The sequence below is a fragment of the Aeromonas sp. EU05-FHT14A05 genome (genome assembly GCF_058791175.1).
On record NZ_JBYTDH010000001.1, the window covers coordinates 416,627 to 433,254 of the forward strand.

Sequence of the window (16,628 nt, forward strand, 5' to 3'; positions counted from 1 at the left end):
ACAGGGCGCGCCGTGGCGGCATACCTTGTGTTAAGGATATGTAGCTGCTGCGGGGCTGGGGTATGTTGAGACAATGGAGTATCGGTCGGCGCCTGTCGCTGGTGACCCTGATGGTGCTGGCGCTGCTGGGACTGCTGCTGTTCTTCTGCCTGCAGATCTATCATCAGGGGCTGATGGGGGAGAAGAGCCGCCAGACCCGGGCCCAGGTGGACACCGCCTACAGCCTGGTGGCGGGGCTGGAGGCCAGGGTGCGCAAGGGAGAGCTCGACGAGGCGAGCGCCAAGGCCGAGGCTCTCGCGCTGATCAAGGGGCTGCGCTATGGCGCCGATGACTACTTCTGGATCAACGACAGCCACCCCACCATGGTGATGCACCCCATGAAACCCGAGCTGGACGGCAAGGATCTCTCCGGGGTGGAGGACAAGCAGGGGCTCAGGCTGTTCGTGGCCTTCGCCGATCTGGCGCGGTCGCAGGGGGCCGGGGAGGTGGCCTACTACTGGCCCAAGCCCGGGGTGGAGGAGCCGGTGCGCAAGATCTCCTACATCAAGCGCTTCGCCCCCTGGGACTGGATCATCGGCACCGGCGTCTATGTGGACGACGTCGAAGCCCAGTATCAGGAGGTGCTGCGCACCCTGCTCGGGGTCGGCCTGGTGCTGGCCCTCCTGCTGTTTGCCGTGGTCGGACTCATAGTGCGCAGCATAGTGGTGCCCCTCTCCCAGTCGGTATCGGCCCTCGGCAACATCGCCAGGGGGGAGGGGGATCTGCGTTTTCGGCTGCCGGAGTCGGGCCGGGACGAGCTGAGCCAGCTCTCTGTCAACTTCAACCTCTTCGCCGGCCAGATGGCGCAGCTGGTGGGGCGCAGCCAGCAGATCACGGCCCAGAACCGGGAGCAGGCGCACCAGCTGGCCCAGGTCGTCGATCGGACAGGCGCCATCGTCACCGGCCAGGAGCAGGACACCCTGCGGGTGGCCAGCGCCATGGAGCAGATGACGGTGAGCAGCCGGGAGGTGGGTCAGCACGCGGCCCAGGCCGCAGAGGCGGCGGACTCCGCGCTCAACCTCGCCCGGCACGGGCGCCAGGTGGTGGCCCAGACCCGGGAGACCATCAGCCAGCTGGCGGACGAGATGGTGGAGACGGTGCAGGCGGTGAGTCGGCTCGAGCAGGAGACCCAGCAGATTGGCTCGGTGCTCGACGTGATCCGGGGGGTGGCGGAGCAGACCAACCTGCTGGCCCTCAACGCCGCCATCGAGGCGGCCCGGGCCGGGGAGCAGGGGCGCGGCTTTGCGGTGGTGGCCGACGAGGTGCGCACTCTGGCGACCCGCACCCACAGCTCCACCGACGAGATCCGGCAGATGATCCAGCGGCTGCAGGAGGGGGCGGGCCGGGTGGTCAGCGGCATCACCCAGTTGCAGCAACTCTCCCGCTCGACCGCGGACCGGGCCGGTGACGCCGACGGCGCCATTCATGCCATCGATGGATCCGTGCACACCATCAATGCGATGAACAGCCAGATCGCCACCGCCGCCGCCGAGCAGAGCCGGGCAGCCGAGGAGATCAACCAGCGGCTGGTGGCCATCACCGAGCTGGCGGCGGATGCCCTGGCCCAGAACCGGTTGACCGAGCAGGCGGCAAGCCAGCTGGCGCTCTCCTGCGATGAGTTGGGGGCCCTGGTCGCCCAATATCGTACCTGATGGCGCTTATCCCCGCCTTTTTGGGGATAAGGCTTGAGTCTGGGGGGCTTTTGGGACACCATCAGCCCCATTATTGGCCAGCGTTGGCCGACCGCCTGCAAGAGAGAGACCCCCATGAGCAAACTAACTGACAATCTTGACGCCAATTTCCAGCTGTTCATCGAAGAAGTCCGCGAGTCGGGTCAGGTGTGGGGTCTGCGTTACGGTGAAGACTGGGTGGTGTGCCGCTCCGCCGAGTTCGAAGATGCCGACGTCATGCCGCTCTGGTCTGCCGAGGGCGATGCCCGTCTGCACTGCGTGGACGAGTGGGCGGACTACGAGCCGGAAGTGATCGAGCTGGAAGAGTTCCTCGACATCTGGGTCAACGATCTGGACGAAGACGATGTGCTGGTCGGCCCGAACTGGAACGCCGATCTGGAAGGCCAGGAGCTCGAGCCCATCGAGCTGGCCAAGGCGCTGGTTGAGCTGGACGCCTGAACCGTGCTGCACTGATGGCCCCGACGCGGGCCATCGCCTAGACCAGAACCGACGGCTGCGAGGCCGTCGGTTTTTTTATGGCCGGCAGGGCGCCAAGCTGGGCAGGCGATTTGGCTTTGCACCCGTCGCCGAGATGGGTCATCATCAACCCTTTGCCGATCGGGAGGTGCCATGTTTGTCTTTGACGTGACCACAGCGGCGGGCGCGCGGGCCCGGATCCGGGTGCAGGCGCTGGACTGGGGCCAGAGCGGTCCCGTGACCTTCCAGTGCGACAGCGACGCCCTGGCCCTGGTGCTGCTGACCGGCTGCCGCTGCGATGCGGTGGGTTATTTCGATCTGCTGGCCGGTTGCAAGCCGCTCTATGTGGAGCAGTGGCTCGCCTACCTGCAGGAGAGCGGCCATCTCGACAAGCAGAGCTGCCAGCTGGAGAGCCCGTCCCAGGAGGACTATCTGGCCCGGGCCGGGCTGGATGATGAAGAGCTCAATGCTCTGCTGGGACAGGTCTACAAGGTGGCCGGCTTCAATCGCCTGCAGATCAACCGCTACCTCAAGAACCGTCACAACCCGACCATGCTGGCGACCCGTTACGATCAGAAGGAGCTGGAGCGCTATCGCCAGCTCAATGACATCATTCTGACCTTGCTGAAGTTGAAACGTCCCCAGTGAAGATCCCCGGATGGGGAATGTCGGGCCTCAGCTCCTGGGGCCGTGCGATCAGATACCCCTGCAATCCGTCTACATACATGCCTTCCAACAACTGCTTCTGACCGAGCTCCTCCACCCCTTCCGCTATCACCAGACAGCCCATGCGATGGGAGACGTCGACTATCATCCGCACGAACTGCTGGTTGGCGATGTCCCGTTCCAGGGTGCCAAGCAGCAGCGGATCCAGCTTCACATAATCCGGCCTCAGCTCATGAAGCAGGGTGAAGGAGTCCATCCCCTTGCCAAAGTTGCGAATGGTGGAGCGACTGCCATGGCGCCTGAGCAGTTCAAACAGCCGCTTTCCACCGACCATGTTGTGTTTCAGGTGCTCTTCATCCAGGGCAAAGACCAGATTGGCGCTGATGTTCGCATCCTTTTGCAGCTGGTGATCAAACCAGATCAAAAAGGCGCTGTTCTGCAACAGGCAGCTGGAGAGGTTGATCCCCCAGCGGTGGGGCTGCTGGTCGAAGGCGCGATACTGGCGCATGACATGGGTGATCAGCATCTGCTCCAGCCGCATCAGCATTTCCAGTCGCTGCGCCATGGCAAAGAGCGTGTCTGTGGGGAGCTGTATGCCCTCTCGATTGCTGAAACGGGCAGAGATGTCCTGGTAGGGCACCATGTCCCGATTGAACGACTGCACCGGCTGGCTGTAGAGCGTGATGCAATCCGGCTGCGACAGCAGATCCTCCAGCACTCTCTTCCAGTGCTGCTGGCCATGGAGGTTGCTGGAGTGATCATGCTGCTGGATGGCCCAGCCGTTGATGGTTTCAGTCTGGGCCCGTGCCAGGGCGAGATCGGCGCGGGCCAGGATAGCCTCGATATTCTGCGCGCGGGAGAGCTGGGTCAGCCCTGTGTAGGCCACGTTTTCCAGTTCCCGCTCCCGATGATAATGATCGAAGGCCCGCTTGAACTCCTGCCCCAGCAAATGGGGTGGAATGTTGATGTCAGAGGGGAGCAGCACCGCAAAATCAGAGCCCGAGATGCGATAGACCTGGTGCCCGGGAAAGCGGTTGACCACCAGATTGATGAGGTTGGAAATATCCCGGATGTAGGCATCCCCGGACTGGAAGCCGCGCTGGGTGTTGAGGCGGGCAAGCTCGGTGGCGCGGATCAGCACCAGGATGGCGGTCTGGGTCGTCTCCTGCAGCAGCAGCTCGGTGAGATCGCGCCTGAACGCATGGCGGTTGCGCAGGCCCGTCATCTCGTCCTGGGTCGCCTGCTGCTGCAGCTCGCTTATCTGGCGATGTGCATCGAGTTCGGCTTCACTGAAGGAGGCAAGCAGCTGGCGTAGCGCCGTTTGTGCCTGCGGACTCTCCAGCATGGCGGGATCCCGTTGTTGCAGCGCCAGCAGCCAGCGCTGCTCCTGCCTCTCCCGCTCCCCCTTGCGCACGCTGTGGGTGAGAAAGAGCAGCAGGGCAAAACCGATGAGGGTGGTCATCAGGACCAGCAGCAGGGTGAGGGGGGAGGCCGGAGGCGCAAGCCAGAGCCCCTGCAGCAACAGCATGGGAATGCAGACCAGGGCGCTGACCAGCAGCAGATTTCCCTCGTGTTTCTTCAACATCGTTTCATCCTTGATGATGCTCGTGATGTAGAAATTCTAACCAAGCCGCCGGCACAACGCTTGAGTACTCACGCAACTCCATGAAAAGGGCCGTCGGAAAGCGACTAAATGTGAGTGAAAACACTTTCACAGTTCGCAAAAAAAGCGAAGATGGGTTGAAAACAGCCCCAACAGAGCAGAGGTAGATATGTTGCTAGAACCCGTAGACACAGCCAAAGCACGGCAACTATTGAATCAGAGTATGGCCTTGGTGCTCGCAGGGGGACGCGGTAGTCGCCTGAAGCAGTTGACCGACAATCGCGCCAAGCCTGCCGTCCATTTCGGCGGCAAGTTCCGCATCATCGATTTCGTGCTTTCCAACTGCATCAACTCCGGCATTCGCCGGGTGGGTGTGGTCACCCAGTACAAGTCCCACAGCCTGCTGCGCCACCTGCAATCCGGCTGGTCCTTCCTGCGCTATCAGATGAACGAGTTCATCGATCTGCTGCCCGCCCAGCAGCGGGTGGACGAGGTGCATTGGTATCGCGGTACCGCCGATGCCATCTACCAGAACGTCGACATCATTCGTGACTACGGCCCCAAATACATAGTGGTGCTGGCGGGGGATCACATCTACAAGATGGACTACGCCGCCATGCTGCTGGATCACGTGCGCCTCGGCGCCAAGGTGACGGTGGCCTGCATCGAGGTGCCGCGCGCGGAGGCGTCCGCCTTCGGGGTCATGGACATCGACGAGCAGCGCAAGATCCGCGCCTTCGTGGAGAAACCGGCCAACCCGCCCGCCATGCCGGGTAATGACCAGGTCTCCCTGGCCTCCATGGGGATCTACATCTTCGATGCGGAATACCTCTATCAGCTGCTGGAGGAGGACATCCACAACCAGGAGTCCAAGCACGACTTCGGCATGGACGTGATCCCGCGCATCGTGGGAGAGGGCAAGGCCTTTGCGCACCCCTTCACCATCTCCTGTGTCGGGGCCAAGGAGGGACAAAAGCCCTACTGGCGCGACGTGGGGACCCTGGACTCCTTCTGGGAGGCGAACATGGATCTCGCCTCCGTGGTGCCCGAGCTCGACATCTATGACGAGAACTGGCCCATCTGGACCAGCCAGAACATGTCGCCTCCCGCCAAGTTCGTGCAGGACAGAAACGGCCAGCACGGCATGACCATCAACTCCATGTTCGCGGGTGGCTCCATCGTCAGTGGCTCCTTCGTGCTGAACTCGGTGCTCTTCACCAATGTGCGGGTGCACTCCTTCTGCACCCTGGATCAGGCGGTGATCTTCCCCGGGGTCGAAGTGGGGGCGGGCTGCCGCCTGCGCCGGGTGGTAGTGGACAAGGGCTGCAAGCTGCCCGATGGCCTGGTGGTGGGGGAGAACGCGGACGAGGATGCCCGTCGCTTCTACCGCTCCGAGCAGGGCATAGTGCTGGTGACCAAGGAGATGCTGGCCAAGCTCGCCTGATGAGATCGAGACCAACAAAAAGGGAGCCGTAGAGGCTCCCTTTTTCATGCGGTCATCGCCGACTTATTCGCTGACGATGGCCTTGCCGGCCATCACCATGGCGGTGCCGTGCTTGCCACCGGCGGCGGTCACCTGGGGGACGCCGTCTTCGTCGGTGTCACCACCGGCGCCGTCGATGACGTTCTCGCCGGAGTCGCCCACCCACTCGGCCATCTGCATGCCGCCGTTGACGGTGCCACGGAACCAGCTCACGTACTGCTGGGTCAGCTTGGCAAGCTCCAGCTCGGGGGCCTTCTCGGCCCCTTCGTTGCGCAGGTTCAGCATGGCAGAGCGCAGGGCGCCGGAGATGGCGGCCTGGGTCCAGGGGGTGTATTCACCCTGCTTGCCCGCCAGCCAGGTGCCCGCCTTGGCATTGAAGTAGGCCTTGTCGGTGGCGATGAAGAGATCCCGTGCGGCAGTGCGGTACTTGGCATCCGAGGTGGCCAGGAAGGCGGCGGTCAGGCCACGGATGGCGGCAAATTGCGCCTCCATGGATTGACCGGCGTCCAGCGCCCCGCCCAGGGTCAGGCCGTCGTGGACCAGGCCGTTCTTGCCCACCAGCTTGCCGAGGATGAAGTCAGCCTGCTTGCGTACCAGCTCGAGCGCCTGTTGACCCTGCTTGGTCTTGAGGTTCAGCTCGCCGTTGTCACCGGCGGCGTAGCCGACCGGCAGGGCATCCTGGGCGCGCTGGAAGATCTGCAGGGCGACCAGGGCGTAGGCGGCGTCGAAGGTGGTGACGTGAGTGTCCTGCTTGCCCCCTTGCCAGCTGTCCACCAGGGTACCGGCCTTGGGCTCGAAGTGCAGGGCGCTCAGGTTCTTGAAGGTCAGGTTGGAGAGATTCAGCGCCAGGGAGAAGGCATCGCTGCCCGCCACCGCCTTGCCCAGATCATTGGCCTTGTTGGCGGCCGGGGCGGCGGCGAAGGGGGCGCCGTCAAACACGGCGTGGAAGGCCGGGTTCTGGTTGGTGTTGGCCGTGCGCTGATCGCTGAAGGCGTAGAACTCGGAGAGCGGCCACAGCAGCATCCAGGCGTCGCGCAGCTGGGCGGAGCCGTCCACCACTTCCAGTTTGCCGATGGCGCCGACCTCATTCTTGCTGGTCTCGGTCACTTTCACCTGATGGGGGAAGTAGACGACCCCCTTGGCCGGATCGTACTGGGGGCTGATCTTGGCGCCGAGCTGCTTGCCGTCGAAGCCGAGCTGGTTCTGCATGATGGCCAGCTTGTCGATGGACTGCTCGGTCAGCATCATGCCGTTGAAACCGTCGGCGGCGGAGACGCCGAGCTTGTGCTTGCCATCCTGATCCATGGTGGCGGACGCGGCTTCCACCTCTTCATCGCTCTCGGCCACGTGCATGCCGCCGAGGAAGTCCTGGGACCACATCACTTCCTTGAGCAGGATGCCGCCCACGGCCGCCGGTACCAGCAGGTTGTCACTGCCGCTCCAGCGCAGGGTGGCGTAGTCGCGGAAGTAGGCAGGCACCTGGGTCTTGACCGATTTTTCCGTGCCCTTGGCGGTCTTGATGGTGAGCTGATCGCCGTTGACCGGGGCGGCGTTCACCGCCTGGGCGAACTCCGGATTGGCGGAGGCGTAGGGCAGGGAGAGGGGATACATGCCCTGGGGCACTTCATCGGCCGGGAAGCCGACGGCGTCGGCCATGGCCAGCACCCGCTTGCCAAGGTCGGCCAGGGTGCCGCCACGGGCCAGGTTCTGCGGCCCGTTCACCAGGTGCGGACCCATGCCGGACTGGTAGTTGAGGGCGTACATCGCCTCTTCGGAATACTCGTAGGATTCGATGCCGGCGGCGAAGTCGAAGGGGGTCGGCTCATCGGCGCGGTTGGCGTCCAGCACGTCCAGATCCAGCCCCAGGGCCTCGGCCAGCGGCTCGCCGGAGAGTTCGAATTCGGTATAGGCCAGCATGCTGGCGGCGGTGTTGAAGGTCTTGTCTTCCACCTTGACGGCAGCGTGCGCGGCGCTGCTGAGCAGTGCACAGGCGATCGCCTGCACCAGTACGGTCTTTCTCATGTCCTTTTCACCCATATGTTTGATTTTATTATGACGCTTCTCATGAATCTAAATGAGAATGGTGTGCATTATGAGGCAAGGGAGGGGACTTTAGAAGCGAAAAACCGCGCCCCGGGAATGGGGGCGCGGCGGCAGGGGTTACATCAGCTTGAAGGGGATCACCAGGCGACCCGGCTCCACCTTGAGGGCCTCGACCTTCTCCTTGATACGCGCCTCGTTCTTGCGGCTGCCATCGAGCCGATAGACGGGGGTCTGGGAGAGGAAGAGGGAGAGGGACTGGTTGAAGGTGGGCAGCAGCGGGGTGAGGGCGGCGCCCACGTCGGCCGGCTCTGTCTTGACCGAGATGAGTTCGAGGTCACGCAGGTAGATGGCGCCCTGCTCCGCCACATAGTCCGGGCGGGCGCTGAGGGAGAGGCAGATCTTCATCTGCTGGCTGCCAAGGGGGCTTGCGACCTGCAGATCGCCGGCGGCATCCAGCTCGACCCGGTCGGTCTGGTTGCGACCGATGCGACTCTCCATGTCGTCCAGGCGGATCTTGCTCGACATGATGCCGGGGATCCCCAGCTGTTTCTCGAAGGCGACTCGCTCCTTGAGGTACTGGTTGATCTCGCCCTCGCTGACGCTGTACTGGGTGAGGGAGCAGGCCGCCAGCAGCAGGGCGAAGGGGAGCAGAAGCAGGTGCTTTAACATGGGAAGGTTCCATCAAATGGGTGGCAACAACGGATGGCGCCATCTTAGGGGCAAAGCGGGTCGGCCGCCAGTGGGGGCTCCCTCGTCCCGTTTCTGTCGCATCCCCCATATGGGGATGGCAATTCGTGTTCATTCGAGTAGCGTTGTCATCCCTGCGCCAGCAGGCCCGCCACGGCGCCATGGCACCAATATCCACAGAAAAGCCCCTGTTTTATCGACTCAAAATCCCATTGACCCCGTGATTTCAAAGCGAGTATTTTACCGCCGCACAAAGTCAAACTGATAATCATTATCATTTTGAATCTTCTTTGAGGGTGTAACGTGAATACTCGAGTAATGGAAAATGGCGCACCTGCCGAGGCGAAGATGTCGCCTGAGTTCTTGTTTACCTCGGGTCAGGGCACGATCAGTGCCACTGACCTGGGCCAGCCCATCACCACCCCCGCCTGTGAATGGCCTTTGCTAGAACAGCAGATTGCCGACGCGCTGGCTGTCGCCAGGGCCGCCGGCCAGGCCAATCCCTTGCTGATCGGCGCCTTTGCCTTCGACCCGGCGGAAGCCTCCTGCCTCTATGTGCCCGGCCACTATGAGCGGGGCGATCGTCCTGTCCCGTTGGCGCCGGCGACAGAGGCGGTGGCAGAGCAGGCCGCCGAGACCAACAGTGTCATCTCGGTGCAGAGCACCCCGGCGTCTGGCGAATTCCAGGCCTCGGTGAGTGCTGCGCTGGATGCGTTCGCCCAAGGCAAGCTCGCCAAGGTGGTGCTGTCGCGCAAGCTCACCCTTACCCTGCATCAGCCCGCCGACCCTAAGCGGGTGCTGGCCCGCTTGATGGCCCAGAATCCCCACGCCTTCCACTTCTCCCTGCCGCTCGGCCAGGGCCGCCGCCTGCTCGGCGCCAGCCCGGAGCTGCTGCTGCGGGTCAGCGGGGGAGAGGTGTTCACCCACCCGCTGGCGGGCTCCGCCAGACGGGCGAGCGAACCGGCGCAGGACGAGGCGGTGGCCCGGGAGCTGCTGGCTTCTCGCAAGGATCAGCATGAACACAAGTTGGTGATCGACGAGATCCGCCGGGTGCTGACGCCTCACTGCCGCGAGCTGGCGATCCCCTCCCACCCCTCCCTGATGAGCACGGATACCCTTTGGCATCTGGGTACCCCTATCGCCGGGCGGCTCAATGGCGGCGAGGCATCGGTGCTGTCACTTGCCTGCCAGCTTCATCCTACCCCGGCCCTGTGCGGCTATCCCACGGATCTCGCTCGCGAGTTCATTCGCGAGCAGGAGCCCTTCCGGCGAGCCCTGTTCAGCGGCATCGTCGGCTGGTGCGACAGCCAGGGCAACGGCGAGTGGGCCGTGGTGATCCGCTGCGGCGTGCTCGATGGCCACCAGGTGGAGCTGTTCGCCGGCGCTGGCATAGTCGCGGGCTCGGATCCCGCCATGGAGTGGGCCGAGACCGGCACCAAGCTGGGGACCATGCTCAAGGCCCTGGGGCTGGACTTGGAGGTGGCGCAATGACCCGATCCAACCGCTTCCTGCCCTATACCCGCTGGCCCGACGCGTTGGCGGAGCTGTACCGCGCCAAGGGTTACTGGCGCGGCGAGCCCCTGACCGCCATGCTGGCGCGTCAGTGTGAGCTGGCCCCCGATGCCGAGGCCATCCTCTGCGGCGAGCGCCGCTTCAGCTATGGCGAGCTGGACGGCGCCTCGAGCCGGCTGGCCGCAAATCTGGCCCGCCACGGCCTGGAGGTGGGGGACACCGCGCTGGTGCAGCTCCCCAACGTGGCCGAGTTCTATCTGGTGTTCTTCGCCCTGCTCAAGGCCGGCATAGCGCCGGTCAACGCGCTCTTTAGCCACAACCGGCTGGAGCTCCTCTCTTATGCCGAGCAGATCACACCGCGCCTCTTTATCGGCTCGTTCGCCCATCCGCTGTTTGCGAGCAAGGGGCGCGAGAGCGAGCTGCTGACAACCATAGGCGCCGAACTGGTGCTGCTCGATGGCGAGAGCGGGGAACTGGGGCTGACCCACTGGTTGACGAAGGGAGATGAGAGTGAGCCGGTGAAATCTGGCCCGACCCCGGCGGACGAGGTGGCCTTCTTCCAGCTCTCCGGCGGCAGCACCGGCACCCCCAAGCTCATCCCCCGCACCCATGACGATTACCTCTACAGCGTGCGCCGCAGCAACGAAATTTGTGGCCTTGGCCCCCATACCCGCTATCTGTGCGCCCTGCCGGCCCCCCACAACTTCCCCCTGAGCTCCCCTGGCGCTTTGGGAGTATTCGAGGCGGGCGGCACAGTGGTGCTGGCGCCAGATCCCAGCCCCATCAGCTGTTTCCCGCTGATTGCCCGCCACCGGGTCAATCTCACCTCGCTGGTGCCGCCGGCGGTCTCGCTCTGGCTGCAGGCAGCGGAAGCTGACCCCGCTGCGCGCACTCAGCTCGAGAGCCTCGACTTGCTGCAAGTGGGCGGCGCCAAGCTGGGGGAGGCGGTGGCCAGCAAGATAGGGCCGCTGCTTGGCTGCCGGTTGCAGCAGGTGTTCGGCATGGCTGAAGGCTTGGTCAACTACACCCGGCTGGACGACCCCGACGAGAAGGTCATTCACACCCAGGGCCGCCCCATGAGCCCGGACGACGAGGTGCGCATCCTCGATGAGGCGGGCAACCCGGTCGCCCCGGGCGAGCCTGGCGCCCTGCACACCCGCGGCCCCTACACCTTCCGCGGTTACTACCAGAGCCCGGCCCACAACGCCCGGGTGTTCGATGCCGAGGGCTTCTACTGCTCCGGCGACCTGGTGGTACAGGATGCCGATGGCTACCTCACCGTGGTCGGGCGGCAGAAGGATCAGATCAACAGAGGCGGCGAGAAGATCGCGGCGGAAGAGGTGGAAAACCAGCTGCTGCACCACCCGGCCATCACCCATGCGGCCCTGGTCTCCATGCCCGACAGCGCCATGGGGGAGAAGAGCTGCGCCTTTATCGTCACCACAGAGCCGGGTCTCAAGGCGCTGGCCTTGCGCAAGTTTCTGCGCGAGCGCGGAGTGGCGGACTTCAAGCTGCCCGACCGTTTCGAAACCCTGGACGCCCTGCCCATGACGGCGGTGGGCAAGATTGACAAGCAGGGGCTGCGGGCGCGCATTGCGCACCTCATCGCCGCCGGCAATCCCCTGACAACAGCATAAAACTAACAAGGAATCATGACGTTATGGCTATCCCAACCCTGAACAACTACGCCATGCCCAGCCAGTGGAAGGCCAACAAGGTCAACTGGTCTCTGGATCCCAAACGCGCCGCCCTGCTGATCCACGACATGCAGGAGTACTTCACCGCCTTCTACGGCGAGAACAGCCCGCTGATCGCGGCCCTGACCGATCGCCTGGCCGCCGTGCGCAAGCAGTGCAAGGCCCTCGGCATTCCGGTCTTCTACACCGCCCAGCCCAAGGATCAATCCCCCGAAGATCGCGCCCTGCTCAACGACATGTGGGGCCCGGGTCTCAACAAGCGGCCCGAGCAGCAGCAGGTGGTGACCGCGCTGCGCCCGGAGCGTGACGATATTGTGCTGGTCAAGTGGCGCTACAGCGCCTTCCAGCGCTCCGAGCTCGAGCAGATGCTTGAAAGTCAGGGGCGGGATCAGCTGATCATCGGCGGCATCTACGGCCATATCGGCTGCATGATGACCGCCTGCGACGCCTTCATGCGCGACATCCAGCCCTTCTTCCTGGCGGACGGGGTGGCGGACTTCTCCCTGGCCGATCACCAGTTGGCGCTCGACTACGTGGCGACCCGCTGCGGCAAGGTGATCCCCTGCGAGGAGGTGCTGGCCCTGGCCCCGGCTTCCGCTTCTGCCGCCCAGACCAATCCGTTGCCCACCAATCCGCTCCTGACCTACGAGGGGCTCAAGGCGCGGTTGCTGAGCCATATCGACGAGGAGGAAGGGGAGTTTGACCCCGACGAGAACCTCATCGACTACGGTCTGGATTCGGTGCGGATCATGGCCCTGCTCACCGAGTGGCGCGCCGCCGGGGTGGAGCTCGGTTTCGTGGATCTCGCCAAGCTGCCGACCCTCAACGGCTGGTGGCGTCTGATCGAGAAGAAGCTGGCCGAGCAAAAAACTCTGGAGGTGGCGCAATGAGCCGCTTCCCCTTGACCATACCCCAGCAGGGGCTCTGGTCCGGACATCTGCTGAACGACGACAAGGCGATGTTCAACACCGCCGAGTGCATCGCCTTCGACGGCAAGGTCGAGGCGGCCGTGCTGGTGGCCGCCCTCGCCAAGGCGGTGGGGGAGTGCGAGGCACTCAAGGGCCACTTCGAAGACGATAAGGAGGCGGTCTGCTTCGTCTCGCACGAGTTGCCCCTGGCCTATGAAGAGGTCTCCCTCGCGCGCGACGACGAGACCCTGGCCCGCGCCTGGGCCTGGGCCGATCTGCGCCGCCCGTTCGAGCTGACCCAAGAGGCGCCCTGCCGCTTCGCCTTGCTGCGCGGCCCCGGCCGCGATTACCTCTACAGTTGCGTGCACCACATCGCCCTCGACGGCTTTGGCACCACCCTGCTGTTCCAGCGCATCGCCGAGCTCTATGCTGAGGGGCTGGCCGGTGAGATGAACTCCCCATCCCCCTTCGGCTCTCTGGCTGAGGTGCTGGCGGAAGAGGCGAGCCGCGAGCAGAGCGGCAAGAACGCCGCCGCCCGCGCCTTCTGGCAGGAGCAGCTGCAAGGCTGGCCCGAGGTGAAGTCCTTTGGCGAGACCCGCGCACCGATTGCCGCCGAATTTATCCGCGAGAGCCGCCCGCTGCCGGCGGCGCTCTGGCAATCCCTGACCGGCTTTGCCGACGAGCACAAGCTGGGCTGGCCCGATCTGCTGCTGGCCGGCCTATCGGCCCAGCTCTCCCTTGCCAGCGGCCAGCGCCAGACCCTGCTCGGCCTGATGATGATGAACCGCATCGGCTCGGCGTCCCTGACCGTGCCCTGCATGCAGATGAACATCACCCCCCTTGCTCTGGAGATTGAAGAGGAGCTGGATCTGGCGGGGGCTGCCAGCGCCGTGGCCAAGGCCAAGCGCGGGGTGCGCAAACACCAGCACTACCGCTACGAGCTGCTGCGTCGCGACCTCGGCCTGGTGGGGGGAGAAAAACGCCTGTTCGGCCCCCTGGTCAACATCATGCCCTTCGATCACGCCCGCCGCTTCGGGCCGCTCAGTGCCCATATTCTCAATATCAGCGCCGGCCCGGTGGAGGATCTCACCATCGAGGTGCAGGTGGGGGCCGATGGCCAGCCACGCCTGGATCTGGACGCCAACCCCGGCTGCTACCAGCAGGCAGAGCTGGCTGCCATCGCCGATACCCTGTTCACCCTGCTGGGACGCTGGCTGGCCCAGCCAACTCTGAGCCTGGGCACCCTCAAGGCCGACTGGCTGGCCAAGCAACGGCTGGATGCGCTGATCACTGGGCCTACCCACGAGATGATCAAGGTGCGCCCTGTGCTGGACGTGCTCTGCCACTTCGCGGCTCAGACCCCGCACAAGATTGCCTTGATACAAGGGGAGAGCCGCTTCAGCTACGAGGCGCTGCTGGCCAGAGCCGAACAGATGGCAGCTGCCCTGCAGGCCGCAGGCGTCGCCCCCGGCGACAAGGTGGGGGTCATGTTGGCCCGCACCCCCCAGGCCATCTTCGCCCAGCTGGCGGTGCTGCTGGCGGGCGCCGTCTACGTGCCGCTCGACCCCGAGCAGCCCCTGGAGCGCCAGGGCCATATCCTGCGGCTGGGGGAGGTCAAGACCCTGATCACCCAGGCCGAGTACCGCCACAAGCTGGCCAGCCTGTTTGAGGGGCGCACCCTGCTGGCGGGGGATCTGGTGAGCGATAACCGCTTGAACCAGCCGGCTGCCGGCCGCGCCGTCGCCTACCTGATGTTCACCTCGGGCTCGACCGGCCTGCCCAAGGGGGTGGCGGTGAGCCACGGCGCGCTGGATCACTTCGCCGCCGCCGCCCGCTGTCGTTATCACCTGGATGAAGAGGCGCGGATGCTGCAATTCGCCCCCTTCAACTTCGACGCCAGCATCGAGGAGGTGTTCGCCACCTTGAGCGCCGGCGCCACCCTGGTGCTGCGCACCGACGCCCTGCTCGAATCTATGCCCGCCTTTGCGGCTGGGGTAGAAGCGCAGGGGATCACCCACCTCGACCTGCCCACCGCGTTCTGGAACGAGTGGGTGGTGGCGCTGACGGCGGGTCAGGCCCAGATACCTTCCGGGCTTGCCACCGTTATCATCGGCGGCGAGGCGGTCTACCCCGAGCAGCTGGCCCAGTGGCAACGCCAGGGCCGCTCCGATGTGCGCCTCTTCAACACCTACGGCCCCACCGAAACGACCGTGGTGGTGACCACCCAGGAGCTGCAGCAGGAAGACCCGACCCAGGCCCAGCTGCCCATCGGCCTGCCGCTGCCCGGCATGCAGGCGCTCATTTTGGGGGCGGGGGAGCAACCCGCCAGCGAGGGTGAACTGGTGCTGCTCGGCCCGCAGCTGGCCAACGGCTATGTGGGGGGCGTGCAAGAGAGCTTTGGTACCCTGCGGATCGGTGAGGAGGATCTGCCCGTCTATCGCACCGGCGATCGCGTGCGCTTGGTGGCCGGCCGGCTGGTCTACCTCGGTCGGCGCGACAACGAATTCAAGATAAGCGGCTATCGCATCCAGCCCGGCGAGGTGGAGGCCCAGCTGCTGGCCCTGCCCGGGGTGGACGAGGCCTGCGTGCAGGGTGTGAGCATCGGCAGCGTGCGCCGGCTGGTGGCCTTCGTGGCGGGGCCGGAGCGCGACAGCCGGGTCATCAAGGCGCAGCTCGCCAAGGTGCTGCCTGCCGCCATGATCCCCACCGACTATCGCCACTATGACCAGTTGCCCCGCACCGGCTCCAACAAGCTGGATCGTAAGGTCCTGCTGGCCGCCTACCAGGCGGGCGGCGAAGCCCTGACCCTTGGCAGCGAGACCGAGAACCGGGTCGGCGCCATCTGGCAGCAGATCCTGGGGCTCGCCACCATGGCGCCCGCCGACAACTTCTTCGAGCTGGGGGGCCAGTCCCTGCAGACCATCCAGATAGTGAACCGGCTCGGCGCCGAGTTCGGGGTGCAGGTCAAGGTCTCCGATGTGTTCGATCACCCGCGCCTCGATGACTTCTGCCGTTTCCTCGACGGTCTGCTTTCCGAGGACGAAGAGAGCGTGGAGATGGTGTGGTGATGAGCAAGGAGCAACAAGCAATGGCCTTTGATTTCACTGGCAAGCGGGTCTGGGTGACCGGGGCCGGGCGCGGCATCGGCCGCGAGGTGGCGACGCAGTTCGTGGCGGCCGGAGCAATCGTGGTGGGGCTGGATCTGGCGTTTCCCGAAGCGGACTACCCCTATGCCACCCGGCTGCTCGATATCGGCGATTCGAAGGCGGTCAACGCCTGCTGCGCAGCGCTGCTGGCGGACGGCGGGCTGGATGTGCTGGTGAACGGTGCCGGGGTGCTGCGCCTCGGCCCTACCGACGCCCTGAGCGATGACGACTGGCACGACTGCATGACGGTCAACGCCAGCGGCGTCTTCTATCTGCTGCGGGCCCTGGTGCCCCACTTCAAGGGGCAGAAGCGCGGTGCCATCGTCACCATCGGCTCCAACGCCGCCCATGTGCCGCGCATGCAGATGGCGGCCTATTGCGCCTCGAAGGCGGCGGTCACCAGCCTGACCCAGACGGTGGGGCTGGAGCTGGCCCCCTTCGGCGTGCGCGCCAACCTGGTGTCGCCGGGCTCGACCGATACCCCCATGCTGCGTGGCATGCTGCCAAGCGAGCAGGCCATGGCCCGCACCATTGCCGGGTTGCCGGAGCAGTTCAAGCTCGGTATCCCCCTGCGCAAAATCGCCACCCCGGCGGAGATCGCCCATACCGTCCTCTTCCTGGCCTCGGATCTGGCCAGCCACATCACGCTGCAGGATCTGGTCGTCGACGGCGGCGCCACCCTGAGTGCCTGAGGCTT

Annotated in this window: 12 protein-coding genes; 9 read left to right on the forward strand and 3 right to left on the reverse strand. The window is 64.8% G+C overall.

Translation table 11 applies throughout. The features are described 5' to 3' along the window. The first annotated feature begins 62 nt into the window (after positions 1-62). The 3 genes from AC3WR3_RS01825 (at position 63) to AC3WR3_RS01835 (ending at position 2,834) form a co-directional block, all read left to right on the forward strand. The gene (locus tag AC3WR3_RS01825; RefSeq protein WP_492290987.1) at positions 63-1,691 is read left to right on the forward strand and encodes a methyl-accepting chemotaxis protein; all 1,629 of its coding nucleotides are present in this window, start codon (positions 63-65) and stop codon (positions 1,689-1,691) included. Between the two features lie 114 nt (positions 1,692-1,805). Continuing rightward, positions 1,806-2,168: a DUF2750 domain-containing protein gene (locus AC3WR3_RS01830; RefSeq protein WP_247626668.1), complete on the forward strand. Its 363-nt coding sequence runs from the start codon at positions 1,806-1,808 to the stop codon at positions 2,166-2,168. Between the two features lie 171 nt (positions 2,169-2,339). Beyond that, a complete protein-coding gene (locus AC3WR3_RS01835) occupies positions 2,340-2,834 on the forward strand; it encodes a hypothetical protein (RefSeq protein ID WP_139439436.1) in 495 nt (164 codons plus the stop codon). On the opposite strand, the gene AC3WR3_RS01840 is transcribed toward AC3WR3_RS01835, so the two are convergent. Continuing rightward, entirely contained in the window at positions 2,797-4,437 is a 1,641-nt protein-coding gene (locus AC3WR3_RS01840) for an EAL domain-containing protein (protein ID WP_492290988.1), read from the reverse strand. The genes AC3WR3_RS01835 and AC3WR3_RS01840 overlap by 38 nt on opposite strands. 187 nt (positions 4,438-4,624) lie before the next feature. Between AC3WR3_RS01840 and glgC the strand changes: the two genes are divergently transcribed. After that, on the forward strand, positions 4,625-5,899 hold the full coding sequence (gene glgC / locus AC3WR3_RS01845; protein ID WP_025326674.1) for a glucose-1-phosphate adenylyltransferase: 1,275 nt from the start codon (positions 4,625-4,627) through the stop codon (positions 5,897-5,899). A 63-nt stretch (positions 5,900-5,962) separates the two neighbouring features. Here the strand turns inward: glgC and AC3WR3_RS01850 are convergent, their stop codons facing one another. Beyond that, positions 5,963-7,960 carry a hypothetical protein gene (locus AC3WR3_RS01850; protein WP_492290989.1) on the reverse strand — a complete coding sequence of 666 codons (1,998 nt, stop codon included), beginning with the start codon at positions 7,958-7,960 and terminating at the stop codon, positions 5,963-5,965. 138 nt (positions 7,961-8,098) lie between these two features. After that, the gene (locus AC3WR3_RS01855; protein WP_492290990.1) at positions 8,099-8,650 is read right to left on the reverse strand and encodes a lipoprotein; all 552 of its coding nucleotides are present in this window, start codon (positions 8,648-8,650) and stop codon (positions 8,099-8,101) included. Positions 8,651-8,971: 321 nt separating this feature from the next. Here AC3WR3_RS01855 and AC3WR3_RS01860 point away from each other — a divergent pair, with 321 nt between their 5' ends. From AC3WR3_RS01860 to amoA, 5 genes are read left to right on the forward strand one after another with little or no spacing between them, the layout of a single operon-like run. After that, the gene (locus AC3WR3_RS01860) at positions 8,972-10,159 is read left to right on the forward strand and encodes an isochorismate synthase (protein WP_492290991.1); all 1,188 of its coding nucleotides are present in this window, start codon (positions 8,972-8,974) and stop codon (positions 10,157-10,159) included. Next, positions 10,156-11,817: an amonabactin biosynthesis (2,3-dihydroxybenzoyl)adenylate synthase AmoE gene (gene amoE, locus AC3WR3_RS01865; protein ID WP_492290992.1), complete on the forward strand. Its 1,662-nt coding sequence runs from the start codon at positions 10,156-10,158 to the stop codon at positions 11,815-11,817. Before AC3WR3_RS01860 ends, amoE begins: the two co-directional genes overlap by 4 nt. A gap of 23 nt (positions 11,818-11,840) precedes the next feature. After that, complete coding sequence (gene amoB / locus AC3WR3_RS01870; protein ID WP_492290993.1) at positions 11,841-12,767, forward strand: amonabactin biosynthesis bifunctional protein AmoB; 927 nt, start codon at positions 11,841-11,843, stop codon at positions 12,765-12,767. Beyond that, a complete protein-coding gene (gene amoF, locus AC3WR3_RS01875) occupies positions 12,764-15,853 on the forward strand; it encodes an amonabactin biosynthesis non-ribosomal peptide synthetase AmoF (protein WP_492290994.1) in 3,090 nt (1,029 codons plus the stop codon). The genes amoB and amoF overlap by 4 nt, the downstream gene beginning before the upstream one ends. A 20-nt stretch (positions 15,854-15,873) precedes the next feature. Beyond that, on the forward strand, positions 15,874-16,623 hold the full coding sequence (gene amoA / locus AC3WR3_RS01880) for an amonabactin biosynthesis protein AmoA (protein WP_492290995.1): 750 nt from the start codon (positions 15,874-15,876) through the stop codon (positions 16,621-16,623). The last annotated feature ends 5 nt before the right edge of the window (positions 16,624-16,628 follow it).

Bases quoted from the DNA above. Each gene is read 5' to 3' on its own strand.
- AC3WR3_RS01855 (WP_492290990.1), bottom strand. From the start codon at position 8,650: ATGTTAAAGCACCTGCTTCTGCTCCCCTTCGCCCTGCTGCTGGCGGCC.
- amoF (WP_492290994.1), top strand. From the start codon at position 12,764: ATGAGCCGCTTCCCCTTGACCATACCCCAGCAGGGGCTCTGGTCCGGA.
- amoE (WP_492290992.1), top strand. From the start codon at position 10,156: ATGACCCGATCCAACCGCTTCCTGCCCTATACCCGCTGGCCCGACGCG.
- glgC (WP_025326674.1), top strand. From the start codon at position 4,625: ATGTTGCTAGAACCCGTAGACACAGCCAAAGCACGGCAACTATTGAAT.
- AC3WR3_RS01830 (WP_247626668.1), top strand. From the start codon at position 1,806: ATGAGCAAACTAACTGACAATCTTGACGCCAATTTCCAGCTGTTCATC.
- AC3WR3_RS01825 (WP_492290987.1), top strand. From the start codon at position 63: ATGTTGAGACAATGGAGTATCGGTCGGCGCCTGTCGCTGGTGACCCTG.
- AC3WR3_RS01840 (WP_492290988.1), bottom strand. From the start codon at position 4,437: ATGTTGAAGAAACACGAGGGAAATCTGCTGCTGGTCAGCGCCCTGGTC.
- amoA (WP_492290995.1), top strand. From the start codon at position 15,874: ATGGCCTTTGATTTCACTGGCAAGCGGGTCTGGGTGACCGGGGCCGGG.
- AC3WR3_RS01835 (WP_139439436.1), top strand. From the start codon at position 2,340: ATGTTTGTCTTTGACGTGACCACAGCGGCGGGCGCGCGGGCCCGGATC.
- amoB (WP_492290993.1), top strand. From the start codon at position 11,841: ATGGCTATCCCAACCCTGAACAACTACGCCATGCCCAGCCAGTGGAAG.
- AC3WR3_RS01850 (WP_492290989.1), bottom strand. From the start codon at position 7,960: ATGAGAAAGACCGTACTGGTGCAGGCGATCGCCTGTGCACTGCTCAGC.